The organism is Bartonella sp. B35(2025) (genome assembly GCF_053794465.1).
On the sequence record NZ_CP200035.1, the window covers coordinates 747777 to 774551 of the forward strand.

At 33.2% G+C, this 26775-nt stretch carries 18 protein-coding genes, 1 tRNA gene and 1 pseudogene; 7 read left to right on the plus strand and 13 right to left on the minus strand.

From position 1 onward, the window contains the following. Positions 1–136: 136 nt before the first annotated feature. From glmU to V4P56_RS03105, 4 genes are read right to left on the minus strand one after another with little or no spacing between them, the layout of a single operon-like run. Complete coding sequence (gene glmU / locus V4P56_RS03090) at positions 137–1486, minus strand: bifunctional UDP-N-acetylglucosamine diphosphorylase/glucosamine-1-phosphate N-acetyltransferase GlmU (RefSeq protein WP_455482600.1); 1350 nt, start codon at positions 1484–1486, stop codon at positions 137–139. A 14-nt stretch (positions 1487–1500) separates the two neighbouring features. Beyond that, a complete protein-coding gene (locus V4P56_RS03095) occupies positions 1501–2289 on the minus strand; it encodes a cytochrome c biogenesis CcdA family protein (protein ID WP_455482601.1) in 789 nt (262 codons plus the stop codon). Positions 2290–2331: 42 nt separating this feature from the next. After that, positions 2332–3300 (minus strand): carboxypeptidase regulatory-like domain-containing protein, encoded by a 969-nt coding sequence (locus tag V4P56_RS03100; RefSeq protein ID WP_455482602.1) that lies wholly within the window; start codon positions 3298–3300, stop codon positions 2332–2334. A gap of 58 nt (positions 3301–3358) precedes the next feature. Then, positions 3359–3682 carry a HesB/IscA family protein gene (locus V4P56_RS03105; protein ID WP_455482603.1) on the minus strand — a complete coding sequence of 108 codons (324 nt, stop codon included), beginning with the start codon at positions 3680–3682 and terminating at the stop codon, positions 3359–3361. 96 nt (positions 3683–3778) lie between these two features. Between V4P56_RS03105 and V4P56_RS03110 the strand changes: the two genes are divergently transcribed. The 3 genes from V4P56_RS03110 to V4P56_RS03120 all read left to right on the plus strand — a co-directional run bounded on the left by V4P56_RS03110 (position 3779) and on the right by V4P56_RS03120 (position 9324). Beyond that, on the plus strand, positions 3779–4981 hold the full coding sequence (locus V4P56_RS03110) for a deoxyguanosinetriphosphate triphosphohydrolase (protein WP_455482604.1): 1203 nt from the start codon (positions 3779–3781) through the stop codon (positions 4979–4981). A gap of 30 nt (positions 4982–5011) precedes the next feature. Continuing rightward, the gene (argS, locus tag V4P56_RS03115) at positions 5012–6769 is read left to right on the plus strand and encodes an arginine--tRNA ligase (protein WP_455482605.1); all 1758 of its coding nucleotides are present in this window, start codon (positions 5012–5014) and stop codon (positions 6767–6769) included. Positions 6770–6897: 128 nt separating this feature from the next. Beyond that, entirely contained in the window at positions 6898–9324 is a 2427-nt protein-coding gene (locus V4P56_RS03120) for an SPOR domain-containing protein (protein WP_455482606.1), read from the plus strand. A 61-nt stretch (positions 9325–9385) separates the two neighbouring features. Here V4P56_RS03120 and V4P56_RS03125 read toward each other — a convergent pair whose 3' ends face one another. Further along, positions 9386–9793: a hypothetical protein gene (locus V4P56_RS03125; RefSeq protein WP_455482607.1), complete on the minus strand. Its 408-nt coding sequence runs from the start codon at positions 9791–9793 to the stop codon at positions 9386–9388. A gap of 302 nt (positions 9794–10095) precedes the next feature. On the opposite strand from V4P56_RS03125, the gene V4P56_RS03130 reads away from it, so the two are divergent. Further along, entirely contained in the window at positions 10096–11202 is a 1107-nt protein-coding gene (locus V4P56_RS03130; RefSeq protein ID WP_455482608.1) for a branched-chain amino acid aminotransferase, read from the plus strand. 105 nt (positions 11203–11307) lie between these two features. Here V4P56_RS03130 and glpX read toward each other — a convergent pair whose 3' ends face one another. Together glpX and V4P56_RS03140 are read right to left on the minus strand one after the other, a co-directional pair. Continuing rightward, positions 11308–12291 carry a class II fructose-bisphosphatase gene (gene glpX / locus V4P56_RS03135; protein ID WP_455482609.1) on the minus strand — a complete coding sequence of 328 codons (984 nt, stop codon included), beginning with the start codon at positions 12289–12291 and terminating at the stop codon, positions 11308–11310. 98 nt (positions 12292–12389) lie between these two features. Then, on the minus strand, positions 12390–13706 hold the full coding sequence (locus tag V4P56_RS03140; RefSeq protein ID WP_455482610.1) for a homoserine dehydrogenase: 1317 nt from the start codon (positions 13704–13706) through the stop codon (positions 12390–12392). Between the two features lie 1242 nt (positions 13707–14948). On the opposite strand from V4P56_RS03140, the gene V4P56_RS03145 reads away from it, so the two are divergent. Then, positions 14949–15023 (plus strand) — tRNA-Glu (locus V4P56_RS03145). A 143-nt stretch (positions 15024–15166) separates the two neighbouring features. Here V4P56_RS03145 and V4P56_RS03150 read toward each other — a convergent pair. Next, positions 15167–15490: an XRE family transcriptional regulator gene (locus V4P56_RS03150; RefSeq protein WP_455482611.1), complete on the minus strand. Its 324-nt coding sequence runs from the start codon at positions 15488–15490 to the stop codon at positions 15167–15169. Between the two features lie 1742 nt (positions 15491–17232). Between V4P56_RS03150 and V4P56_RS03155 the strand changes: the two genes are divergently transcribed. Together V4P56_RS03155 and V4P56_RS03160 are read left to right on the plus strand one after the other, a co-directional pair. Further along, complete coding sequence (locus V4P56_RS03155; protein ID WP_455482612.1) at positions 17233–18447, plus strand: NADP-dependent isocitrate dehydrogenase; 1215 nt, start codon at positions 17233–17235, stop codon at positions 18445–18447. Between the two features lie 172 nt (positions 18448–18619). Beyond that, a complete protein-coding gene (locus V4P56_RS03160; protein WP_455482647.1) occupies positions 18620–19990 on the plus strand; it encodes an MFS transporter in 1371 nt (456 codons plus the stop codon). Positions 19991–20023: 33 nt separating this feature from the next. Here the strand turns inward: V4P56_RS03160 and V4P56_RS03165 are convergent. The 5 genes and pseudogenes from V4P56_RS03165 to gyrA form a co-directional block, all read right to left on the minus strand. Next, positions 20024–21244: pseudogene (locus V4P56_RS03165) on the minus strand (MFS transporter). Positions 21245–22287: 1043 nt separating this feature from the next. Then, positions 22288–22800, minus strand: a complete 513-nt coding sequence (locus V4P56_RS03170; protein ID WP_455482613.1) for a peptidylprolyl isomerase — start codon at positions 22798–22800, stop codon at positions 22288–22290. A gap of 18 nt (positions 22801–22818) precedes the next feature. Continuing rightward, entirely contained in the window at positions 22819–23394 is a 576-nt protein-coding gene (locus tag V4P56_RS03175; protein WP_455482614.1) for a peptidylprolyl isomerase, read from the minus strand. Further along, positions 23384–23902 (minus strand): pantetheine-phosphate adenylyltransferase, encoded by a 519-nt coding sequence (gene coaD / locus V4P56_RS03180; RefSeq protein WP_455482615.1) that lies wholly within the window; start codon positions 23900–23902, stop codon positions 23384–23386. The genes V4P56_RS03175 and coaD overlap by 11 nt, the downstream gene beginning before the upstream one ends. 24 nt (positions 23903–23926) lie before the next feature. After that, positions 23927–26707, minus strand: coding sequence for a DNA gyrase subunit A (gene gyrA, locus V4P56_RS03185; protein ID WP_455481514.1), 2781 nt, complete (start codon positions 26705–26707; stop codon positions 23927–23929). Positions 26708–26775 lie beyond the last annotated feature (68 nt).

A 26775-nucleotide genomic window follows, 5' to 3' on the forward strand; every position in this document is an offset into this window, starting at 1 on the left:
ATAAAATAACAAACTTACCTTCATTGAAAGTTTTAAATAATCATATAAACCAAATATTTAGTATGGTAATGCTTAAGAATAAGATTCCTATAAAATAGTTAAATCATTATAAAATTAAAAAATAAATTGAAAATGATCACTTTTTTTGTTTATTTGTTGATAAGCGTACACGTAATTTTATTGCATAATCTTCTTTTACTACTTGTCGTGCACGCCCAAAAGCTAAACTATTTGAAGGAACATCTTTAGTAATAACACTTCCTGAGGCAATATAAGAATCATTTCCTATAATCAGTGGAGAAACAAGTGCTGAATTAGAACCAATAAACGTATTAGAACCAATCATAGTTTTGTATTTATGAAATCCATCATAATTGCAAGTAATAGTACCAGCTCCAATATTAGTATGGGCACCAATTTCTGTATCACCAATATAACTTAAATGGTTAATCTTAGAGGCTTCCCCAACTTTAGCTTTTTTAACTTCACAAAAATTTCCAATCTTTACCGAATCTGACAATTCTGTTCCAGAACGCAAACGTGCATAAGGCCCAATCCGTGCATTTTTACCAACTACAGCTCCCTCCAAATAACTAAATGCATGGATAACTGCACCAGATTGTACTTTTACCCCCAACCCAAAATAAACATTTGGCTCAATTACTACACCTGGCTCAATCTCTGTATCATAAGAAAAATAAACACTTTCTGGTTTAAGTATTGTAACTCCAGACAACATCAAATCACGTACTTTACGCTTTTGCCACAAAGTATCAACTTCGGAAAGCTCAAGACAATTATTAATTCCTACAATATTATCAAAAGGTACTTCAACGATTCGAATATCCAATCCTTGATGCGATGCAATAGAAACAATATCTGTTAAATAATATTCTTGCTTTAAATTGTTATTACCAACCTTCTCTAAAAGAGAAAGTGCATGCTTTCCATTAATTGCAAATATCCCACCATTACAAAAAGAAATTTTTTTTTCTTCATCACTTGCATCTTTTTCTTCTACAACAGCAATAAGTTTACCATTTTTTTCAATAAGACGCCCATAACCTGTTGGATCTGGAGCGTGAAAACCAGCAACAACAACATCCGCTCCAGTAGCAAGCTGCTCGCGAATTTGTAGCAATGAATCTTTTTGAATCAAAGGAGTATCACCAAAAACAATAAGAACATCATCCACTCCTTTTTGCAAAGCCAAGCGAGCAGATAAAACAGCATTAGCAGTTCCTAAGCGTTCTTTTTGTTCAAAAATTACCGTATTCTTTACAAATGACTGAACAACTTCAGTTACAGTTTCAGCGCCAAATCCAACAACGACTGCCAATTGTGAAGTACCTGTCAATTCTACTTGTTTTACAACATGGCATACAAGTGGTAATCCAGCGATTTTATGAAGCACCTTAGGAAGAGACGACTTCATACGCGTCCCCTCACCTGCTGCAAGGACAATAGAAAGACAATTTCTAACCATAAGAACACATAAAATTAACGAAAAAATCCAAAAAAATTTACAATATCATGCCAATGAATAACTTCAACCTTACTCAATAAAGGATAATTTTCTAAAAGCAAAAATGAAAGATTCTGCATAGAACCTGTCAAAAATAAAATACCCGTAATAACCAAAAAAATACCAATAATTTTTTCAACTTTTCTTAAGTGGACACGAAAAACCCCAAAAAATCTCATAAAACTATTTGAAAATAAAGCTGCCAAAATAAAAGGTACTCCAAGACCAAGTGCATAAATCCCTAAAAGCACAACTCCCTCGCTCATAGTTTCTTTTGTTCCAGCAAGCGTTATTATAGGCCCTAAAATCGGACCAATACATGGTGTCCAACCAAATGCAAAAGCTAAACCAATGACATAAGCCCCTAAAGGCCCTGTAGGAGTATTATGCGTTTGAAAACGTACTTCTCGAAATAAAAAAGCAATTTTAAAAAGGCCTAAAAAATTTAAACCGAAAATGATAATAATAATTCCAGAAGCAATAGTAAACCAATCACGATAATAATTAATAAACCTACCAAGTGTGCTTGCACTAGCACCTAAAGCAACAAAAACAGTTGTAAAACCAAAAATGAACGCAATAACAGAAGACAAAAGTGCCAACCGTATAAACATTTTTCTATTAGGTTTTTCTGAACGAAAATCATCAATCCCAACCCCTGCCATATAGCATAAATAAGGAGGTACTAATGGCAAAACACACGGCGATAAAAAAGACAATATACCTGCAAAAAATACACTAACTGTCGAAATCTCTATAACCAAAACTCTACACCTTTAATGGCTGCTTACCCTCATTAACAACCTTTAATCTTTTGACTCATTTATTTTTTGCATACTTTGTGCATTTGCCACCACGCTCACATCTTCATCATGACCAGAGAGAACTGAAAAAACTTTTTGATAAATTTGATCCTTATTTTTAGCAATCGCAATATATTTACCCTCAACTAACGTAAGTGAAACATAAGCACCAACTGTCTCATAAATGATATCACCAGAATCATTAGTAATAGACCAGCTTGTATCTGCAAGTGCCTCTCCTCCTTCTTGACGTACTAATTTTAAGATAATTTGTGCTGCTTGATGCTCAAAGCTTACTTCAGTAATTTTACCTGCATCCACTTGGATATCTGAACGTACAATAGCATTAATAGAGCCATAATGGGAAGCAATATGATAATAGCCAGCTTTCAAACGTATAATTGAGTGAGGCTTAATATTTGATAAAATTATACCAATATCATCATTTTCTTTTGCATACTCATATATAGTGAAACGTAATTCCTTTTCGTTGATTATACCATTAAGCAATGTAGCATTTAAAATTATACCACCAGCATCAAGATTAAAATTTTTGGAAAGACGCTGTCCATTTTCTAATTTTATGCGCTGTACAGCACTTGCATGACCAAATGAAACATGAACAAGATAGCTTCCTGGTTCTAAATTAAAGTGTACACTCCCCCCTTCATAAGATGCAATCAGCGGTAATTTATTATCAATTCCTAAGATAGGCGCATAAACCCTCCATATAAGCCCTTTCATAATATTTTCGCTATCATTTGTTAATCGAGCATGCAATATAAGCTGAGCCTGAGAGGACAAATTTTCTTTTTCATGATTTTGCGATTTTAAGATAAAACTTGTTAATTGTTTTTGTTGATAATTTTTCCTTTCCCCTTTTTCAGAAAATGCCCAGCTTCTCCAAGTTAACGCGATAAAAACTATGTATAGCCACAAAGACTGACATAATATTTTTGTAAGAATATTCATTCTAGTATTTTTAACGAACATGATAACCTTTTCAAGAAGCAATATCAAAGTTACCATTTTAAATTGAAAAACTTACACCGCAACCACACGAGGAAACAGCATTAGGATTACGAATTTGAAAAGATTGTCCCATAAGATCGTCAACAAAATCAATTTCAGCCCCCTCCATAAAAGGAAGGGATACAGAATCAATAAATATAATCGCTCCATCTTTTTTAAGAACAAGATCATCATCTTTGCTTTCAGAAACTAAATCATATTTATAAAAAAAACCTGAACACCTGCCACCTTCAACGGAAATACGCAATCCTATCTTATCGGGTTCACTTAAAAGTATCTGTGCGATATGCTTGGCAGCAAAATCCGAAATATTCACGCTCATCTTTCCAATATCCTTGCATTAAACTATCAAGAAGGGGTATCTAAAATAGATAGAAATTTATAATAATACATTTAAGTTGAGAATGGATGACTTGCAATGGATATAAATAATATCAATTTCAATTATCGATCTCGAGCAATATATAGCACTAATCCACAGACAAGCCGTGGTAGATTATTTCATGAAACTTCTAATACCACACGATCACCCTTTCAGCGAGATAGAGATCGGATCATTCATTCTAATGCATTTCGACGACTCAAACATAAAACCCAAGTATTTATCGCTGATGAAAACGATCATTACCGCACTCGACTCACACATTCGATAGAAGTTTCTCAAATTGCACGGACCTTGGCTCGTGCACTATATCTTGATGAAGATCTTGCCGAAGCCATCGCTCTTGTCCATGATTTTGGGCATACACCTTTCGGCCATGCAGGAGAAGATGCTCTTAATGAAGCAATGGCACATTATGGTGGCTTTAATCATAATGCACAAGCATTACGCATTGTTACAAATTTGGAACAGCGTTATGCTAATTTTGATGGACTTAACCTCACTTGGGAAACACTTGAAGGACTCGTAAAACACAATGGTCCCCTTTTAGGCCCTTATGCTAACAGTAAAGATGTTCCTATAGATATTCTACAATATAACGCAAAGCAGGATCTTGAGCTTGATCATTTTGCTGGACTAGAAGCACAATGTGCTGCTATTGCCGATGACATTGCTTATAATGCTCATGATATTGATGATGGTTTACATTCACACTTATTAACAATTAGCCAGCTTGAACATGTTTCACTAACTGCATCATTATTAAAAGATATAAAACAAGAGTATCCACAACTCGACCCAACTCGGTGTGGCTATGAATTGGTACGTAGACAAATAACAACCATGGTTAAAGATGTTATTAAACAATCACAAGAAAACTTGGCACGCATTAAACCAACAAACATAAATGATATTCATAAAGCAGGGCAAACCATTGTTACCTTTTCACCTATGATGACTATTCGTGAAAAAGAATTGAAAGATTTTCTTTTTAAAAACCTTTATCATCATGAGCAAGTTCTTAATCGTTGCAATAAAGCAAAATGCATTGTACAAGAACTGTTTGATTATTATTATAAAAACCCTAATGTGATGCCTGAAAGCTGGCGCAGTAAAACATCTCACTTAACAAATCAAGAATTAGCGCGCCTCATTGCTGATTTTCTGTCAGGTATGACTGATCACTATGCCCTACGTGAATATCATCGTTTGTTTAACCATACAGATAATTTTATTTAATTAATTTTAAATGCACTATGGAAGTTGAATATGAATGTTTTTAAAAAATTCGAGAAAAAAATCAAAAAAATACTCGAACTATCTGATATAAAGGGTAAAAATGATGAACACTTAGATTTATCAAAAATTACTGTTGATCCCCCACGCGATTCCTTACATGGTGATTTATCAACCAATGTTGCTATGGTGCTTGCAAAGCCTATTGGGCTTAATCCACGTGCACTTGCAGAAAAAATTATCGAGCTTCTCAAAAATGATCATTCTATTGAGCACATTGAAATTGCTGGTCCTGGATTCATCAATATCAAACTTACAAAATCATTTTGGCAAGATGTAATAAAATCTATACTTCAATCAGGCATGTCCTATGGTCGTCTTCCAATAGGACAGGGAAAACGTGTCAATGTAGAATATGTATCGGCAAATCCAACTGGTCCAATGCATGTAGGACATTGTCGAAGTGCAGTTATTGGAGATGTTCTTTCCAATCTACTACAATTTGTCGGCTATAACATTACAAAAGAATATTATATCAACGATGCTGGCGGACAAATTGAAATACTCGCCCATTCTGTATTATTGCGCTACCGTGAAGCTCTTGGACAAAAAATTAATAAAATTCCAGAAGGTCTGTATCCTGGTGAATATTTGATACCATTAGGCCAATCACTTGCTCAAGAATTTGGTGATCAATTACTCACCATGGATAAAGATGAAGCTTTATCTATAGTGAAAGAGCATGCAATTAATGCAATGATGTCAATGATTCGCAAAGATTTAGCTGCCCTTAATATTTATCATGATATCTTTTTTTCTGAGCGAATGCTTTATGCAGATAATGCGCGAGCCATACACAGTACAATTAATGATCTCACTTTAAACGGTTATATCTATAAAGGTAAGCTACCACCACCAAAAGGACAAAACATAGAAGACTGGGAGCCAAGCGAACAGACTTTATTCCGTTCAACTGATGTTGGAGATGACCAAGATCGTGTCTTAGTTAAGTCTGACGGTTCTTATACTTATTTTGCTGCTGATGTTGCTTATTTTCGTGATAAATTTAATCGTCAATTTGATGAAATGATTTATATTCTAGGTGCAGATCATGCTGGTTATGTGAAGCGGCTAGAAGCGATGGCAAAAGCCATCTCTGGCGATAAAGCAAAACTGAGTGTTTTCTTATGTCAATTGGTAAAGCTCTTCCGCAATGGTCAACCTATACGTATGTCAAAAAGAGCAGGATCATTTATTACTCTACGTGATGTTGTGGAAGAAGTTGGCCGAGATCCAGTACGTTTTATGATGCTGTATCGTAAGTGTGAAGCACCTCTTGATTTTGATTTTGCAAAAGTAACAGAACAATCAAAAGATAATCCTATTTTTTACGTGCAGTATGCAAGTGCACGTTGTCACTCAGTTTTTCGTCAGGCAAAAGAAACCCTTCTTATTGAAAATCTTTCAAACGATGTAATGATTGCACATCTTAATCGATTAATCGATGAAAATGAAATATCACTAATACGTAAACTTGCTGAATATCCACGTATCATCGAACAAGCTGTAGTGCATAAAGAACCACATCGATTAGCTTTTTATCTTTACGATCTTGCTTCAAGATTCCACGCACATTGGAATAAAGGAAGTGATAATCCTGATTTACGCTTTCTTAAGCCGGATGATAAGGAGCTATCATTTGCTAGACTAGGATTGATACAAGCGATTATAAATGTTTTATCATCAGGACTCAAGATAGTAGGAGTAGACGCACCTGCAGAAATGCGTTGAAAAAGTTTTATAAATACATAAAATAAGTGCTTTGTTTATAATTTTTTTCGTAAGAGGAAGAAAAATTATTATTTAACAAATAATAAATTAGAATTAATCATTTATTGCATTCAAATGCAAATCATCATGTGAGAGAAATTATGAGCGATAACGATCGCAAAAATCTGCACAAAATAAAACAAGATCATGGACACTATGATTCTGCAGAAAAATTTGAACAAATTTTTAATTCGAATAAACACAGTAAAAATCAAAGTACTCAATCTGCTTTACAGCCTGATCAATCAATACCTCATCCCTCTGAAACTCCATTTCATGGTGATGATTTTGATTTATCTTTTTTAGAAGCAGAACTTGAAAATAATTTAGCTGATGGCTTACAGTATGAACAAAGAGATTCGTACTCACCCAATGGTGAACAAGTCTCAATGGATGTTACAACTACTACTGCTTTCAACCATTTAGAACAAAATAGCTTTACACATTTTCCATCTACCGATCTTGATGAAGAGCAGATCTTAGATGCACTTTCTCCACTACCTATTCAAAAAAATCAATCACCTCAAAGTAAAACAACACCAACACATATTGACCCACTTTTTGAGACAGATGATTTTGATGCACAATTAGATGTTTCGAATATAAAACAAAATTATTATAATGATCATCAAAGTTCTTCCAACACTCCCATAAATCACCCATATACGATTCCCGTTGATCAAAGAGAATGGGATAAAGAATACCATAGCAACGCATCTAATTCCTTCAAAGATAGAAATACCGTTTTTTCATCTTCTGATATTGCTTCAAAAAAAAATAGCATCATAAATGATGAATCAACAGAAGACTTCTCGTCTGTTTTGGATACAGCACAAGCTGATAAGCTATTTGCTTTAAAAGATTTTCCACAAGAAAATTATACTAACGATTATACTCAATTTTATAAAGAGAAAGTTTTGGAACAAGAGGCAAGTATTACAAAAATTCCGGAATATAGTAATGCTCAAACCCAATACATCGATAATACTGAAAATATCTCTAATCAAATTAATGAAAGATGGGCTCCATATAATCAAAATAATTTAAATGATACACAATCATCGTCGAAAATCTTCAAGACTACACAAACAGACAATTTTTTTTCACATAACTATACTCATAAAGACACTTCTCCTCCCCCAAATATTAATACTGATAAATTTGCAGAAGAAATCGTAGAAAAAACTGAAGAAATCATAGTTCCAGAAGTTCCATACGGAACTCCAGAATATGGTGTATCTTCTGATAATTTAAAAGAAGAATTTTCTGATGTATTTAATATAGGAAATATTCCAGTAGAAGATTTTTCACAACAGCAACAAAATGAAATCTTTAACGAAATTTTTCATCAAACTGTACAAAATTCAAAAGAAGATCCATATGTAAATACTCCAGAGCAAAATACTAATTATTCTTCTCCTTTTTCTAAAAATTCACTACATAAAAGTGTAGATAGAATTCCTGCTAATACGTCTATACCTTCCATCTCAAAAACTTCTTTAATCATCGGAAAAGTTTTTACTAGAAGTGTTGTTCCTATTGTATTGATAGTAATTGGTTTTACCAGTTATTCTTATTTTTTTACGTCATCAAAAAAAAATGAAAACCCGCTTATTATCCGTGCTGATGATACACCTTTTAAATTTAAACAAGAAACAACCAGAACTGAAAATGACGCTGCTCATAATTTAGATATTTATAAGCAAGCAACTGGACAAAATGAAACGCAGGAAGATACACAACAGTTTCTCATTAATAATTCTGAATCGCTTGAAGATTTAACAGAATTAAATGAGCAACTATCTGAAAATATTTCATCCTCATCTTTTAATGAATCCGATGTTGAAGACGCAATCACAGAAGCTGCTAATCATACCATTCCAACACGAGAAATACAAACCGTTATTGTAAAACAAGATGGTACAGCTATCCTTACTCCAATGTATAATATAGATAAAGATAAAAAGCTTACTGATGATATTGAAAAAAATGATAAAATTACTGTAAATCAATTTCAAGAAGAACCCTCAATTTCTTCAAAATTTTCTGATGCAGATAACTCTGATATAAATAACAATGCAATAGAACATAATCTTTTGGTTGATATTGATAAAATAATAGAAAAAAATGCTTCTGCTCCTGATATCAATATCGAGAAAAAAATTAAAAATTCATTTATACCGATTCCTTCACAGACAAAATTTAGTTCAGAAACACAAAAACACGTTGCTTCTCACTCATCCCAATCAACTCGAGAAACAATACAAAATTCAGAAAGTTATTATGTACAGCTTGCATCTCAACCAACGTCTGAGCTAGCTAAGGATTCTTTAAAAAATATTAAATCTAGGTTTAAATTTCTTATCGGTACTCGCCCTTTAAATATTCAACCAGCTCTTATACCAGGAAAAGGTACTTATTATCGTGTTCGTGTTCAAACTAAAAATCGTAACGAAGCTATAAGACTTTGTGAAGAAATTAAAAATTTTGGGGGTAGTTGTTTTATCACCCGCTAAATAAATAATGCAACGGTTTTATTAATTGTTGCATTATTCATTGCAATATCGAATAATTGACTTATTGATTAGCTTCAGGAATGAAAATCGTGTCAGATTTTTCTTTCTCAGACACTGAAGGTAGTTTTTCTCCTGAATCTGTGCTTGATTTATCTCCTTCACCTGAAGGGTTTTGTTCATAAAATAATGGTGGTACCGTATCTTTATGAGTATGAGGTAGTGGAGATGTTGTATTTAAATCTTTTTTCGGAGTTGTTATAGTTTGACTTGATTCTGTAGTATTATAGTTAGATGCGTTATGTTTTGGGGATTTTTCAAAAAGAGATCCTAAAAAGCTAAAAATAAACCAAAGAATAATGAGTGTAAAAATAATCGCAAAGATACTTTTACCAATAAAATTACGTTGTTCACGATCTGATTTATCTTTAACTGTATGTTGCTTGTATGCTGGATAATGTTTATTAGTCATGATGAATTCCCTTTTTAATTCCCCTATCTTCAATGATTTAAATATAATGTATTGAAGTTATTCGGGTTCTTGTTTTGAAAAACGACCCATATGTATAAAGGTTCCAAATCACTCTATAAAAACTAGAAAAACGATTATGAAAATGTGGTCAAAAATATCTCTATCAATAAGTCTTTGCTTTAAATTCTATAATAAAGTATTGACACAAAGAAGTTACTAATCATAATGTTATAGTAGACGTTTTTTGCTATTTTTTAGTAAATATTATGTAAAAATAAAGTATTCCCCAAAAGGTTTTACCTATGGAATTTTTCACATCATCACTTCCATTTAAAATAGAAAAACACCCCTCACCTTTGTCAGATGAGAATCTTGAAAAGATTTTAAAAAATCCTGGTTTTGGGCAATTTTTTACAGATCATATGGGTATTATCAAATGGACTGAGGATAAGGGCTGGCATAACGCTGTTATTTCTCAACACAAACCTCTAGAGATTCATCCAGCAAGTACTGTTCTGCATTATGGGCAAGAGATCTTTGAGGGATTGAAAGCACATCGTGCAAAAGACGGACGTATTTTGTTATTTCGCCCCGATGCCAATGCACAGCGTTTTATGGAATCAGCACGGCGGTTAGCTATGCCTGAATTGCCAAAGAATATTTTTTTAGATGCAATTAATCAATTGATAAAAATCGATCAAAAGTGGGTTTCTTATCATCCAAATATTAGCCTCTACATACGCCCATTCATGTTTGGCAATGAAAGCTTTTTAAAGGTTCGCCCCTCTCGAGAATATATCTTTTGTATCATAGCAACTCCAGTTGAATCGTATTTTAAAGGAGAAGAGAAATCCATCAGTGTATGGCTTGAAACAGATTATAGCCGTTCTGGCCCGGGTGGTACAGGCGCTGCTAAATGTGGTGGAAACTATGCAGCAAGCTTACTTGCACAAGATATTGCAACTCAAAATAATTGTAGTCAAGTACTTTTCCTTGATATGGTTGAACATAAGTGGATTGAAGAACTTGGCGGTATGAATGTTTGCTTTATTATGGAAAATAATACGCTTGTAACACCTGAGCTTAATGGCAATATTCTTCCAGGAATAACACGTCATTCAATTTTAGAATTAGCACAACAAATAGGTTTTAAAATAGAAGAACGTCCTTATTCTTTTGAATCACTCAAGGAAGATGTACAAAATGGCCATCTTAAAGAAGCTTTTGCTTGTGGTACTGCTGCTGTTATAACATCAATCGGTCGTTTCAAATATAAAGGTGGAGAGTTAGTTATTGGAAATGAAATGATTGGTAAGATTACAGAGCAACTTCGAACAAAATTAGTTAACCTTCAAAAAGGAAACACAGAAGACAAAAATGGATGGGTACACTCTGTTCCATTATCATGATGATGAAAAACATCCCTTTAAACGTATCTATAAAACCTTTTACAAAAGGTGTATTTATAAGATAGAATTCCTTTAATGTTAAAAATTTTAAAAAAAAAGTATCAATCAAACTTTAGAGTGATCTCTATGTTGTGTTTTTATATTACGAATTGTGCCAGTGTGTGAACGCATTACAATTGTCTCTGTTTGAATATAGCGAGGGGTAAATTTAACACCAGAAAGCATATTTCCATCAGTTACACCTGTTGCAGAAAACAAAACATCGCCTTTTACCATCTCTTCTATTGTATAAACTTTATGAGGATTATTGATCCCCATTTTTGCTGCACGCTCAATTTTTTCTTCTGTGTCAAGCTGTAAACATCCCTGCATCTGCCCACCAATACAGCGCAAGGCCGCAGCAGCTAATACACCCTCTGGAGCTCCACCAATACCCATGTAAATATCAATACCTGTTTCATCTGGATCAGTTGTATGAATAACAGCAGCAACATCACCATCACTAATTAAGCGAATTGCCGCTCCTGTTGTCCGTACTTCATCAATTATTTTTTTATGACGAGGCCGATCCATAATACAGGCAGTAATCTGATTAACAGCCACTCCTTTAGCTTTTGCAAGAGCATAAATATTATCCACGGTATTAGCATCTATATCAACTACTCCCTTTGGATAACCAGGGCCAATAGCAATTTTTTTCATATAAACATCAGGGGCATAAAGTAAATTACCCTTTTCAGCAATTGCAACCACAGCCAGAGAATTAGCAAGATTTTTAGCACAAATTGTAGTTCCCTCAAGCGGATCAAGCGCAATATCAACTGCTAATCCATTTTGAAGCCCTACTTTCTCTCCGATATAAAGCATGGGAGCTTCATCACGTTCACCTTCACCAATTACTACTGTACCATCAATAGGCAAACGGTTAAGTTCCTGACGCATCGCATCTACAGCAGCTTGATCAGCAGCCTTTTCATCGCCGCGCCCGCGCCAATGAGCAGCTGCAATAGCAGCACGTTCAGTAACACGTACCAATTCAAGAGTTAGAATACGATCAAATCCATTTAAAATATTCTGAGCTGTAAGCATATAAAAAATCCTACTAAGTGAATACTAAAAAAAACATCAGCATTCCAAGAAAAAAACAATTAGCTTTTCTCTTACCATTATACAATAAATCATCAACTTTATTCTATATGTTCGATACGAATGAATTGAGATTTTGTAACAAGATGACCATCTTTCTCGATTGCCGCAAGTGTTTTTCGTATATTCACTTCTGTTGTTTCATGTGTTATTAAAATGATTATTTTTATTTTACCAGTCTGATTTTCTGCAAAAGGTTTCTGAACAATCGATTCTAATGAGATATGATTATCAGCCATATGCTGTGCAACCATTGCAAACACACCAGCGCGATCATAAACATTCAAACGAATAAAGTAACTGCCTGCATGATTGGTAATACGTGCTTTTTTATGAGGAGTAAGCGCTAACGCTGGTATTCCTAAAACAGGTCCATACTGAAAACCAGAGTGTGTTTTTGCAATATCAGCCAAATCACCAATAACCGCTGATGCTGTTGCCACTCCCCCAGCACCAGGACCAGAAAATAATAATTCACCTAGTAAATCACTCTGAATAGAAAGAGCGTTAGTCACACCATGAATTTGTGCAATCATTGATGATGCTGGTACCATTGTAGGATGAACACGTTGTTCAATTCCAGAATCAGTTTTTAATGCAACCCCTAACAGTTTGATCCGATACCCCAATTCATCAGCCGCACGAATATCAACCTGTGAAATATTACTAATCCCCTCAATATAAACATCATCTAACGAAATTTCAGTTTTGAATGCCAAACTTGTCAGTAGAGCTAATTTATGAGCAGTATCATTTCCTTCTATATCAAAAGTCGGATCAGATTCAGCGTAACCGAGCCTTTGTGCATCTACTAAACAATCTTGAAATGAAAGGTCTTCGGTAAACATGCGCGTTAATATATAATTACAAGTTCCATTTAGAATGCCATAAATTCGCGATACATGATTACCAGAAAGCGATTCCCTCATCGCTTTTATGACAGGAATCCCACCCGCAACAGCAGCTTCAAAATTAAGAGAAACACCTTTTTCTTCTGCCCTAATAGCAAGTTCTACTCCGTATCGAGCAAGAAGTGCTTTATTAGCAGTAACAACATGATGCCTCGCATTAAGTGCTTCTTTAATAGCTGCATGCACGATATCTGATTCACCACCAATTAACTCAACAAAAACATTAATCTCATCAGAAGCAGCCATCTCCACAGGTGAATCAAACCACTTTACGTCACTCAGATCAATTCCACGATTACGGTCTTTATCGCGCGCACTAACAGCAACAACTTTGATCGATCGTCCACACTGGCGAGCCAAGCTATTTTCTTTTTCACGCAAAATCTTTATAACTGAAGCACCAACCGTACCGAGACCTCCAATACCAACTTTTAAAGCTTCTGCCATTATTTAGACTAGCCTATCTTTATATCTTCATTAAAAAAATATTTTAAATTATGCACAGCAAAGTAAAAATAATTCTTATCAACAATCAATACGACCATACTCAATCATTTGTCTGAATGAGTATGCTAATTCCTACCCACTTATTCAATTTAAATATTTAAAAGTATAAAACCTATATTTTAAAAATAAAAACTAATTATAAGTAGTATTATTTTCAATATTATAAATCACTACAGAACATAAACTTATGATTATTAAACATAATATTTCTTGTTATACGTTTTTATACTTTTTTTAAATTATTACAATAGTAATAGCATAACTATTTAAAATTTTTCTGAATTATACTATATATAAAAATATAAAAACTCAAAATCACAAAATTTGAATTATATATACTTGAATTATATATAAATGTAATTATGAAATATTGTATAATACATAGAATAATAACAAAACTTGTAGATTTTGAAAATTTTATAATAACTGATTGATAGTAATTTACCGTATTAGTGAATGACAGCCAATATATACTTAAAAATAATATCAATACTCTCTATTTACATAAAAACCTACACAATAATGATTACTTCAAATTCATAAAATAAAAACGGTAAATTTTAATTTTTTATACACTTATACAAATATATATTATAAAAAAAATGATTGTTAATTCCTACTCTTTTCAATTTACTTCAATATTTTATTGATACCTCTCTTTAATTAACATGTACATTTTCATCACGATACGTATTCTATTTTTAATTAAATAAATTTTGAACTTATATATTCAAAACAATTCTTAAATGATTTATATCATTGATTAATTTATCGATGAATGTTTATTGTTTCGTTTCAATAAATTACTCTATAACAAATTGTAGCTTTATTAAAACTTGTTATAACCATTTTTTATGAAAGATTTTTGAAAAATATAAGGATTATTTTAATTATGTATGTATTCTACATTAATCATTAAAATGATACAAGAAACATTCATTATAGCAAAAATATTAATTTTTGTTACTTTTATGCTAATCCTGAAACTCCCTATCATCCCTTATAATTATGACATTATTTTTTTATACATTTTTCATACAAAATTTTAGAAAATAAAATCAGATAGGAATAATGTAACCATACTCAAAAAAATAATTCAATAAAGTACGTTTTTTTAAAAAAAATTACGCATAGGGCTTGCGAAGTAAAAAGATCCTCTCTATAAGCCTCATGAATTGGTTTGCGCCCATCGTCTAGCGGTTAGGACATCGCCCTTTCACGGCGGAAACAGGGGTTCGATTCCCCTTGGGCGTACCATCTTCTTTTTTATTATAAGTAATTTATTGATTTTATGTATTTTTTTGAAATATAAGGTAAGTAAATACAAGGTAAGGGAATAAAATTCTGAGTGTATCCTTATAAAGCACAGTTCCTTTTTACCAAATTTTTCTGTTAATATCTTAAATTTTTATAATTTTTTTATAAAAAATATAAAAATTTCTAACGAATATATTGATAGTTTCACGAATCAATGAATCAGAAAGCTTTATTGTAAAATTTTTACGACAAACATCAGCTGCTTTTCTTAAAAGAAAAGCAATGCTTCTATCTAAGGCATAGAAGTTTAATGATTTTCTCTTCCATACTAACTGTACAAGATTTTTTTCAATTTCAATAGAAGGTAAAAATGCTGATAATACGCCCAATTTTTTAGCCATATCGAAAAGCTGTGCGGAGTGATCAATGCAAATCTTGGATGAAATTTTACCACATAATGTAAGCATCTAAACATCTTTTATTTTATAACATAAAAATAATTAAGCTTTTTTAAGAAATAATACTATATTTTAAATTTCTTATTAAATTATAATATATTATGAATATAACTTCATTTATTATAAAATAACAATTTTTGTTATTATAATATTACTTATATATTAGTTAAATAATATAAAATTATTACATAACATAAATACTTTTTGTTTAAGTAAAAAATAAAACTTTTTTATATTCCATTTTTAATTTTTTAAAAACCACTGCTTTAAATGTGTAAAGTTATTTGTCTAACACTCATAAGACGTGCAAATTGTTGCTCTGTACAGTACCTTTTTGTCGATTTAAACGTATAATAATTACAAAACAATCTCTCTTTACTGTTTTGCTGATTTAAAATCTTTCATTACTTCTCCAATGCCATTAAAAATCCCTTCAAGCTCTTGCTTTTGAACAAACATCAATGGTCTGGAATACTCTCTCGCGCCTTTTTCATTTATTGTTTTTTTACAGGTATTAAAAAAGCTTTGCGAGCAATATTCTCTCCTGTCAAAAAACTTCTTTCCAAATTACGACACAATCTCACAAACTTACGTATACTTGGAAAAAATTTATCAGATAAACCCTCTATCTCATTACAAAAAATCTGCTTAACTGCTTGTATCAATGACCATACAGAAACAGTTTCGAAAACCATTTTATAGGTAAACGCTATCCCTTCATGATTTGAATGTTGCACTATTTTCAAAAACTACACGAAAACACCCAAATAGCCTTTGCTATATCATTTTTCCCAGCTTTTATTGCAAACAACTCTTAAATCGATCAAAAACTTCAAAAAAGTGAGGGATAGAGATAAAAAACGTAATATAATCAATAAAAAGTAAATCCCTTACCATTACGGTAAGTTATTAACTTTCTTATTTTTTATTTCTCTCCTTAGGAATACCATCTTTTTTATATCTTATAATATATTGATTATATTTTCTTTTTTAGTAATTAGAAATAAGATTTTCTAATATATTTTTCCGTATAGAAATCATCAAAATACTATGAAGTTGATTCTACTTTTTTGAAAATGAAGCTTTCTCATCCATATCGATAATAAAAAAACTATAAAAGATAGAATCTTTTGGTAATTTGATCTCCTAATAAATTAAAATCTATGAACTATGCTAATACATAAGTTATTGATTTATTTTGGTAAAATTTAATCTTATCTTTGATAAATTTCTAACTATTCTTCAAATAACCTAAAGCACTTCTAAAATTTCCTGCAATACTAGCCCATAACTTATTTTATATCAATTATTCTCAATTAAAGTTATTTTAATCCCATTAGATTTTTTAAAAAATTAGCAAACAACAACTTTAAAGGTAAAGTAACAATACAAAGATTTACAATCTTAATACAGAATCTCAATAAATTATTGATAAAAATTAATATAAATTAATCAAATAGTTAAATAAAATATTTAATAATAAATAATGAATAAACTCTATGCCGTTAATAAATACCCACTTACCATTTTTATAAAATAGCTTCTTTATCAAAAATATAATAATCATACATTAGAAAATAATTTACTCTCTCTTTAATCAGTGTGTTCCCCAATAAAATTAATATTATGTTAGTCATATATTTTACCGATATCACTCTTGAATGCATCTTTGTTATCAGTGTTTTCACTTTTCATTATAATTCTGAAAGTGCTATAAAAAACAACATTATTTAAAGGAAAAAGGACTTCTAATGATAAAGATTAAAGTAAAAAATCCCATTGTTGAAATCGATGGTGATGAAATGACTCGTATCATCTGGAAATACATAAAAGATAAACTGATTCATCCCTATCTTGATATTGATCTTAGATATTATGATCTTTCCATCGAAAATCGAGACGCAACCAATGATCAAATAACAATCGATTCTGCCAATGCTATCAAACAATATGGTGTTGGTATAAAGTGTGCAACCATCACTCCTGATGAATCACGTGTCAAAGAATTTAACCTAAAAAAAATGTGGAAATCCCCCAATGGTACGATCCGTAATATTTTAGGAGGAGTCATTTTTCGTGAACCCATTATCTGCAAAAATATCCCCCGCCTTGTTTCTCACTGGACAAAGCCAATTATTATCGGGCGCCACGCTTTTGGTGATCAGTATAAAGCAACTGATTTCAGATTTCCTGGTAAAGGAAAACTAAGTATTAAATTTGTCGGTGATGATAATCAAGTTATTGAATATGATGTTTTTGATGCTCCTAGCACAGGAGTTGCTATGGCTATGTATAATCTTGATGAATCAATTCGTGACTTTGCACGTGCATCTTTCAATTATGGATTACAACGAAATGTTCCAGTTTATCTTTCAACAAAAAATACTATTCTGAAAGCGTATGACGGCCGTTTTAAAGACATCTTTCAAGAAATATTTGATACAGAATTTAAAGCTAAATTTGAAAATCATAAACTATACTATGAGCATCGCTTAATTGATGATATGGTTGCTTCTGCACTTAAATGGTCAGGTGGCTATGTTTGGGCATGTAAAAACTATGATGGTGATGTTCAGTCAGATATCATTGCTCAAGGCTTTGGATCTCTTGGTCTTATGACCTCTGTTCTTATGACGCCAAATGGTAAAATTGTCGAAGCAGAAGCCGCACATGGTACAGTAACACGCCATTACCGCCAGCATCAAAAAAATGAAGAAACATCAACGAATTCTATTGCTTCTATTTTTGCATGGACACGTGGACTGGCACACCGTGCCAAATTAGATAATAATGAAAAATTAAAAAACTTTGCCACAATATTGGAAAAAGTTTGTATTAAAACTGTCGAAGACGGTTTTATGACTAAAGATCTTGCACTTTTGATTGGACCCCAACAAAAATGGCTTTCTACAACGGGATTTCTAGATAAAATTGATGAAAATCTTAAAAAAGCAATGACCAATTAAGTTATAATTTAATTTCAATTCTAAAGCTCTGCGAAAGGAGAGCTTGGAATTTTCTTGGCAAATTCAAATAATTATTTTATAAGAGAGAAATTGGTTTTTAATAGATAGAAAAGAAACAGTGAAAAATAACTGGTCTATACTTTTATTGGGTAAAAACGGTATTCGCTCCTTAATGCTTACAAGCGGTGTTGCGTTATATGCCATTACTGCTTACACCGTCGTTACTATTTTACCCTCTCTTCTAGATGATATTGGTAGTGGATTATATTATTCATGGGTAACTAGTGTCTTTGTTACAGCTTCACTCCTTGGTACTTCCCTTGCAACAAAAATATTAGGGAAACTAGGCCCTCGTAAAGCTTATATTATCGTTTGTCTTATCTTTATCATTGGCACTTTCATGTGCAGCATTGTTTCGAATATGCCCTTATTCTTAATAGGGCGCTTTATTCAAGGATTTGGAGGGGGGTCTTTGTTATCCCTATCCTATTCCATGGTGCGGATCGTTTTCAGTCCACCTTTATGGTCGTATGCATTAGGTCTTATTGCTGGAATGTGGGGAATATCGATTTTATTAGGACCAGCTATTGGTGGTATTTGCGTACAATATGGCGTATGGAGAGCGTCTTTTTGGATAATTGGCTTGTTAGCAATAATCTTCGCACTCATAGCTCTTGAAGTTTTACCAAAAGAAAATAAAAACCATGTTCCAATACCCCCACTTCCTCTCCCACAATTACTCATACTTATTTTACTGATTTTTATCATCTCTACTGGAGAAGCTATCGATACTTCAATTGCACAAATCTGCGGATTGATTATCGGGTTTAGTCTTCTTTTTATTCTAACAAAAATTGAATCATCTGCGATTCACCCTATGTTACCACGTAAAACTTTCTCTTTCTCTTCTGAATTTTTTCCTATTTATACATTGATGCTTATAATGACTGTAGTGGCATTCAGTATAGAGTTTTACTTTCCACTTTTTCTTCAAACACTTCATGGACAAGAACCACTTGTTGCAGGTTACATGGCAGCACTCATAAGCTTCGGCTGGACATTTGGTTCTCTATTAAGTGCTGGTCTATCTGGAAAAAAAGTTTGTAATATCATTGTGTATTCTCCCATATCAAACCTTTTAGGCATAGGCATTCTTTTATGGCTTATTCCAACAGAGGCTTCTACGCTTGGATATACTGTTATCATTTGCCTTGTATTATTTACGATCGGTATTAGTGCTGGCATGGCATGGCCACATTTATTAACACGAATCTTACAATGTGCAGATGATAATGATGCTTTACGTGCCAGCGAATCTTTAACCTCTATACAGTTATTTTCAGCAGCTTTAAGCGCAACACTGGCAGGAACAATCACCAACCTTGCTGGTCGCCTTGACCCTGGAGGAATAGAGGGAATGATTTCTTCAGCAAAAGCTCTTCTCATAACACTCTTTATTCTTTTATTTTTCTTTGGTGTTCCATTTTCTTTGCGTGTTTCTAACAGAATATTAAAAAATCCAACTGGACAATCAAAGAGCTAAATAAATAAAAAAATATTTTTCTTTCAAAAATATTTATAATTGAGAGGAATATTGATTTCGTTTTTCTACATACCATGATAAGCAAAAAATCAATAACCCACATAAAGTTAAAATTCCTCCCCAAATACTAGTATATTCATAATTATAGCCCAGCTTTAAAACTAACGATCCAGATTCTGCTCCAAGAGCATTAGCAATATTAAAAGCAGATTGCATTAAAGCTCCTGCCAAGATCTGTCCATGTTTAGAAAAATTCATAATTTTTGTTTGTATAGAAGGCATAGCTGCAAAAGAAGTACCAACAAGAAAACATCCTAATACTGCCGTTAATGGAGTATAGGATAAAAAGAAAAAAAACAAATGTACTCCAAAGCATAGAGAAAAATATTACTGGTGAAGTACCAACTTTAGTTGCAAATTTAGGCCCCAAAATATTTCCTATAACCATTCCCAATCCAACTAACGGCATAACAAATGGCACCCAATCAAGCGAGATATTAGAAATATGCATTAATGTTGACTTAATATAAGTAAAAATAGAAAACAGCCCTGATGCGCCAACTGAAACCATCATTAAGAGAAGCCAAACTTGCTTTTGCTTTAATGCACTTAATTCACATAGAGGATTTTTTTCTGGAATATCCAAAATAGAAGGCAAAAATTCCCAAATAAGTAAACAACATAGTAAAGCAATAGCACCTACAAGGATAAAAACAATCTGCCAACCAACAAGCTGGCCAATCCAAGTTGCACTTGGTGCTCCAAGAACTGTTGCAATCGTCAAACCAAGCATAACCCCTCCAACAGCTTTGGAACGTTCATTCATTTCTACCATTGAAGATGCAACCATAGCTGCGAGACCGAAATAAATACCATGTGGAAGACCACTGATAAATCGCAACACTACTAATGTACTAAAATCAAAAAAAAATGCGCTAACAATGTTTGCTAGTGCATAAAAAAGCATCAATCCTATTAAAACAGTTTTATATGATAACTTAGCTGTTGCAACAGCCAAAAAAGGTGCTCCAATTACAACTCCCAACGCATAAAAAGAAATATATTGGCCAGCTTTAGGAATATCAACATATGAACTGCGTGCCATTTCTGGCTGTAAACCCATTGCAACAAATTCAGCAGTACCAATAGCAAAACTCCCCACAGCAAGAGCTAAAATTGCTAAACATCGCGTTCTAGAATCAATTTCAAAAGATGTAAGAATATTTTTTTATGAGAACCCTTCACGATTATCATCTCTGTATGGTAAAATTTTAATCATAGATATCTGTAATACATGCAAATGAACTCAAAACATTTTTTCACCTATATTTAATATTTCCCGATAAAATTTTAATATATTCCCATAATGGAAAGAGCATTATTTTTAGTTTCTTTCATGGCAAATATATAACAAAATATTATTTATAAACAAAATTTGTTCTTTTCAAACTGCATTGTGGCCGCAATATTTTGCAAATGAAGTAAAACTTAAATGATTAAAATGCTATAGCTAATGGAAAAAAGATCTGTACTACGCACTATTAATTTCTTGTATTTCCTAGACCTTAATCTCAGACTAGATGACTTTTTCACTGATGATAAATCAAACTACTTTTATCCTTACATTAAATCCTAAAATATTCCTCATTAATGTTTCTCTTTAAACAATAAATCACTCAGAGTTATTTTATGTATGAATAGGATTCATCGAAATTTTTTGTTAAGAATTCATTATTTAACAATTGTAAAAAATACAAAACACTCCATAAAAATACAATTTTTATACTTCTTTAAGGATTCTCTAACTCCTCATTAACATTGTTAATCTAAACAGTCATAAGAGACAGAAATACACTGTTTTTCTCCGGAGAAGGTAGTGCGTACCGGAGTATTAATCTTTACCCAATATAAATAATTGCAGAGAAAATATAGATCAATAAAATTGTATATTCATTTTTTAAAACAGAATAATTGGATACTCTCGAAAAGTATTGCTTCAATACATATACTTTGAGTAACAAAGCTTTATACAAAAGTAAATTTAAAAACTTTAAAAAAACACCATCCATTGTAATTGATACTTCATTGCGATGATATTTACAAAGCATTTGGTATTAAGATTTTTTGAAAAATAATGAATAAAAAACCTATAGCATTTTTATTTTTAAAAAATATAAATCAAAAGTGCACTTTTCATATACAAAAGAATATTAATACAATCTCCTATTCCCAAAAAAAAAGAATATATGGCTAACATAAATTCTTTATGTAAAAGCCATAGTATAGTACAATCTAAATTATTTTATATCTGCAATAATCATAGCCGTTATGATTGCATCAGGATCTATTACTGGTTCACCACGCTTAATTTTATCGACATTTTCCATGCCTTCAATCACCTGTCCCCATATAGAATATTGGCGATCAAGCCAAGGGGCGTCTGCAAAGCAGATAAAAAACTGTGAATTAGCAGAATTTTGATTCTGACTACGTGCCATAGAAACTGTACCACGCTTATGAGAAAGATTTGAAAATTCCGCTGTCAAATTTGGTTTATTTGAACCACCCATACCTGCACGTGATAAATCGAATTTCTCACTATCTCTTTTTCCAAATTGCACATCACCGGTTTGAGCCATAAAACCATCAATAACACGATGAAAAATAACATTATCATAGGCACCTTCACGTACAAGCTCTTTAATACGTGCAACATGGTTAGGAGCTAAATTAATAAAAAGCTCAATAACTACTTTACCTTTCGTTGTTTCAAGAATTAAAGTATTTTCTAAATCTTTAATCTCTGCCATACGGATAGCTCCTTGAAATCACTTATCAGCCTGTAAATAGGCGGCATTAATAACATCAGGATCAGTTACAGATCCATTATTACTTACAGTCCCTTTTTTAATTTTATCAACAACATCCATTCCCTCTACAACTTCTCCAATAACAGTATATTGACCATTTAAAAAATCAGCATCATTAAAACAAATAAAAAATTGAGAATTTGCTGAATGTAAATCTTGTGAACGTGCCATGCCAACAGTACCACGTTTAAACGGCTGCTTTGAAAACTCTGCAGGTATATTGGGATAATTTGAGCCCCCCTTACCAACGCGCTTAAGATTAAAACTTGAACTACCTTTTTTTCCAAACTTTATATCACCGGTCTGTGCCATAAAGCCAGGAATAACACGATGAAAAATGACATTATCATAGGCACCTTCACGTACAAGCTCTTTAATACGTGCAACATGGTTAGGAGCTAAATCAGGACGAAAACGAATAATCACATCACCATTTTTAAGAGACAAAACAAGAAAATTTGAATCATTTGCTGTAGCATTCAATGAAAAAAAGCAAAAAATACATGTCAAAAAGACAAAAACTCTAAGATACACAATCATTTTTCCTTAAAAATTGAAATTTCAAATGCAAAGCTCGTGCAACATTTGGAGGTACAAAAGGTGCAACATCACCACCCATAGAAGCAACTTGACGCACCAATGTAGAAGTTATCATACGCCCAGAAATGCTTGCCGGCAAAAAAACAGTTTGTAATTCAGGAACCATAATGCTGTTCATCTCTGCCATTTGCATTTCATAATCAAAATCAGTACCATTACGCAATCCACGAATAAGAAATGAAGCACCAATTTCACGAGCCTTATCGATCAAAAGCGTATCAAATGAAATAACCTGTAATCGATCAGAATCTATGTTTAATAAATCTTTCTTGATCTGTGTAATTAAATCAATACGCTCTTCAAAACTAAAAAGTGGTTTTTTTTTAGCTTGTATACCGATAGCCACTACTACTTTATCAGCTAAAGACAAGCTTCCTCGCAAAACATCAAGATGGCCATTAGTAAAAGGATCGAAGGAACCTGTATAAAGAGCAATTTTCATTGTTTTCCTCCGATACTTCCAGAATTATTTCTCTTCGATAATATCAACCATATCAGAATGCTTTTTATCTTCATCACCTAATTGACTAACATCATCCTCAGGCTCAGAAATACGTTCAACTGATACAACTTTTTCACCCTCAGCGGTGTTAAAGATCGTCACCCCCTTAGTTGAACGGCCAGCTATACGGATACCATTAACAGGAACGCGAATAAGCTGCCCTTTATCTGACACTAACATAATTTGATCTTGTGCTTTTACCGGAAAAGCGGCTACTAACTTACCAATTTCAGCTGTCTTGGATAAATCTGTCGCACGAATCCCTTTTCCTCCACGTCCTGAAATACGAAATTCATAAGAAGAGGATCGTTTTCCATAGCCAAATTCACTAACTGTTAAAAGCATTTGCTCACCAGAATTGAGCTCCGCATAACGCTCATCTATTAACTCTGTTTCAGTTCCTTCGTCATCTTCATCAAGAGTTAAGACATCTTCAGCATCAGCACCAGCTGCACGCCGTTCATTAATCGCACGTTTGATATAAGCAGAACGCTCAACCGATGTCGCCTCAACATGCTCCAAAATAGTCATAGAAATAACTCTATCACCATCAGCTAAATTGATACCACGTACTCCAACTGAATTACGACTGATAAATATACGAACCTCAACAACTGGGAAACGAATACATTGTCCATTAGCGGTTGTCAAAACAACATCATCATTTTCTGTACAAGTTTCTACAGAAAGAATCTCATCCCCTTCTTCATCAAGTTTCATGGCAATTTTACCATTACGATTAACCTGAATGAAATCTGATAATTTATTGCGACGCACAGTTCCTCGGGTCGTTGCGAACATGACATCCAATTCACTCCAACTCGCTTCATTTTCTGGTAAAGGCATAATAGTTGTTATGCGTTCACCTTGCTGTAAGGGGAGCATATTGATCAAAGCTCGCCCACGTGATTGTGGTGTACCAATGGGTAAACGCCAAACTTTTTCTTTATAAACAATCCCACGAGATGAAAAGAAAAGAACTGGTGTATGTGTATTAGCCACGAATAAACGGGTTACAAAGTCCTCATTTTTTGTGGACATACCAGAACGCCCCTTACCACCACGACGTTGTGCACGATATGTATTAAGAGGAACGCGTTTAATATAACCACTATGACTAACCGTTACCACCATATCTTCCGGCGTGATCAGATCTTCATTATCCATATCAGCGCTACCAAAACCAAATACGGTACGCCGAGGAGTCACAAATACTTCACGAAGAGCACTTAATTCGTCCTTAACAATACTCATAATCCGTGAGCGTGATGCCAAAATGTGAAGATAATTGGTAATATCAGCTCCAATTCTATTCAATTCATCAGCAATTTCATCACGACCAAGTGCTGTCAACCTTTGCAAACGCAACTCTAAAATAGCTCGCGCCTGCTCTTCAGATAAATTATAAGTACTATCCTCATGAATAATATGACGAGGATCATCAATAAGCTTAATTAAAGGCGCTACATCAGCAGCTGGCCAGCGCCGTCTCATTAATTGTTCACGCGCTGTCTGTGGATCAGATGCTGCACGAATTAACGCTATAATTTCATCAATATTGGCAACAGCAATAGCAAGACCAACCAAAACATGTGCACGTTCACGTGATTTACGCAAAAGATATTTCGTTCGCCGACTTACAACTTCTTCTCGGAAAGAAACAAATGCACGAAGCATATCAAGCAACGACATTTGTTCAGGTTTTCCTCCATTTAACGCGACCATATTACAACCAAAAGAAGTTTGTAGCGGTGTATAGCGATACAATTGATTCAAAACAACGTCTGCAACAACATCTCTCTTAAGCTCAATAACAACACGATACCCATCACGATCAGATTCATCACGTAAATCAGAGATTCCTTCAATACGTTTATCGCGTACCAATTCAGCCATTTTTTCAAGCATTGTTGCTTTATTAACTTGATAAGGTATTTCACTTACAATGATTGCTTGTCGACCATTGCGAATTTCCTCAATATTAACCTTAGCACGTATGATAATCGAACCACGTCCTGTTTCATAAGCCGAACGAATACCAGAAAGACCAAGGATAATACCACCCGTAGGAAAATCAGGACCAGGAATAATTTTTATTATCTCATCAAGTGTTATGTTAGGATTATCAATTAAAGCTATACAACCATCAACGATTTCACCAAGATTATGAGGGGGAATATTTGTCGCCATTCCCACAGCAATACCACCTGATCCATTGACCAAAAGATTAGGAAAACGTGCCGGTAAGACTATAGGTTCACGCTCACGTCCATCATAATTATCCTGAAAATCAACAGTATCCTTATCTATATCGGTTAAAAGCTCTTCTGAAATTTTCTCTAAACGACATTCTGTATAACGCATTGCTGCAGGTGGATCACCATCAACAGAACCAAAATTTCCTTGACCATCAATCAACGGATTTCGTAAAGAAAAATCCTGTGCCATACGTACCAACGCATCATAAATTGAAGCATCACCATGAGGATGGAATTTTCCCATAACTTCACCGATAACACCCGCAGACTTACGATAAGATTTATCGAAAGAAAGCCCCATTTCATTCATAGCGTAAAGAATACGCCGATGAACAGGTTTTAGACCATCACGCACATCGGGTAATGCACGTGAAACAATCACGCTCATTGCATAATCAAGATAAGAGCGTTGCATTTCATCAATAATACTGATTGGTTTTATATCAGTTAGCACATCACGTTCTGATAGTGGAGTAAGATCAGTCACAGCTTCAAAACTTTCAAATAAAGAATCACTTAACTCTTTGTATATCGAAAAATACACTAAAATACTAA

Bases quoted from the DNA above. Each gene is read 5' to 3' on its own strand.
- glmU (WP_455482600.1), bottom strand. From the start codon at position 1,486: ATGGTTAGAAATTGTCTTTCTATTGTCCTTGCAGCAGGTGAGGGGACG.
- V4P56_RS03100 (WP_455482602.1), bottom strand. From the start codon at position 3,300: ATGAATATTCTTACAAAAATATTATGTCAGTCTTTGTGGCTATACATA.
- V4P56_RS03105 (WP_455482603.1), bottom strand. From the start codon at position 3,682: ATGAGCGTGAATATTTCGGATTTTGCTGCCAAGCATATCGCACAGATA.
- V4P56_RS03110 (WP_455482604.1), top strand. From the start codon at position 3,779: ATGGATATAAATAATATCAATTTCAATTATCGATCTCGAGCAATATAT.
- argS (WP_455482605.1), top strand. From the start codon at position 5,012: ATGAATGTTTTTAAAAAATTCGAGAAAAAAATCAAAAAAATACTCGAA.
- V4P56_RS03125 (WP_455482607.1), bottom strand. From the start codon at position 9,793: ATGACTAATAAACATTATCCAGCATACAAGCAACATACAGTTAAAGAT.
- V4P56_RS03130 (WP_455482608.1), top strand. From the start codon at position 10,096: ATGGAATTTTTCACATCATCACTTCCATTTAAAATAGAAAAACACCCC.
- glpX (WP_455482609.1), bottom strand. From the start codon at position 12,291: ATGCTTACAGCTCAGAATATTTTAAATGGATTTGATCGTATTCTAACT.
- V4P56_RS03140 (WP_455482610.1), bottom strand. From the start codon at position 13,706: ATGGCAGAAGCTTTAAAAGTTGGTATTGGAGGTCTCGGTACGGTTGGT.
- V4P56_RS03150 (WP_455482611.1), bottom strand. From the start codon at position 15,490: ATGCTTACATTATGTGGTAAAATTTCATCCAAGATTTGCATTGATCAC.
- V4P56_RS03155 (WP_455482612.1), top strand. From the start codon at position 17,233: ATGATAAAGATTAAAGTAAAAAATCCCATTGTTGAAATCGATGGTGAT.
- V4P56_RS03160 (WP_455482647.1), top strand. From the start codon at position 18,620: ATGCTTACAAGCGGTGTTGCGTTATATGCCATTACTGCTTACACCGTC.
- V4P56_RS03170 (WP_455482613.1), bottom strand. From the start codon at position 22,800: ATGGCAGAGATTAAAGATTTAGAAAATACTTTAATTCTTGAAACAACG.
- coaD (WP_455482615.1), bottom strand. From the start codon at position 23,902: ATGAAAATTGCTCTTTATACAGGTTCCTTCGATCCTTTTACTAATGGC.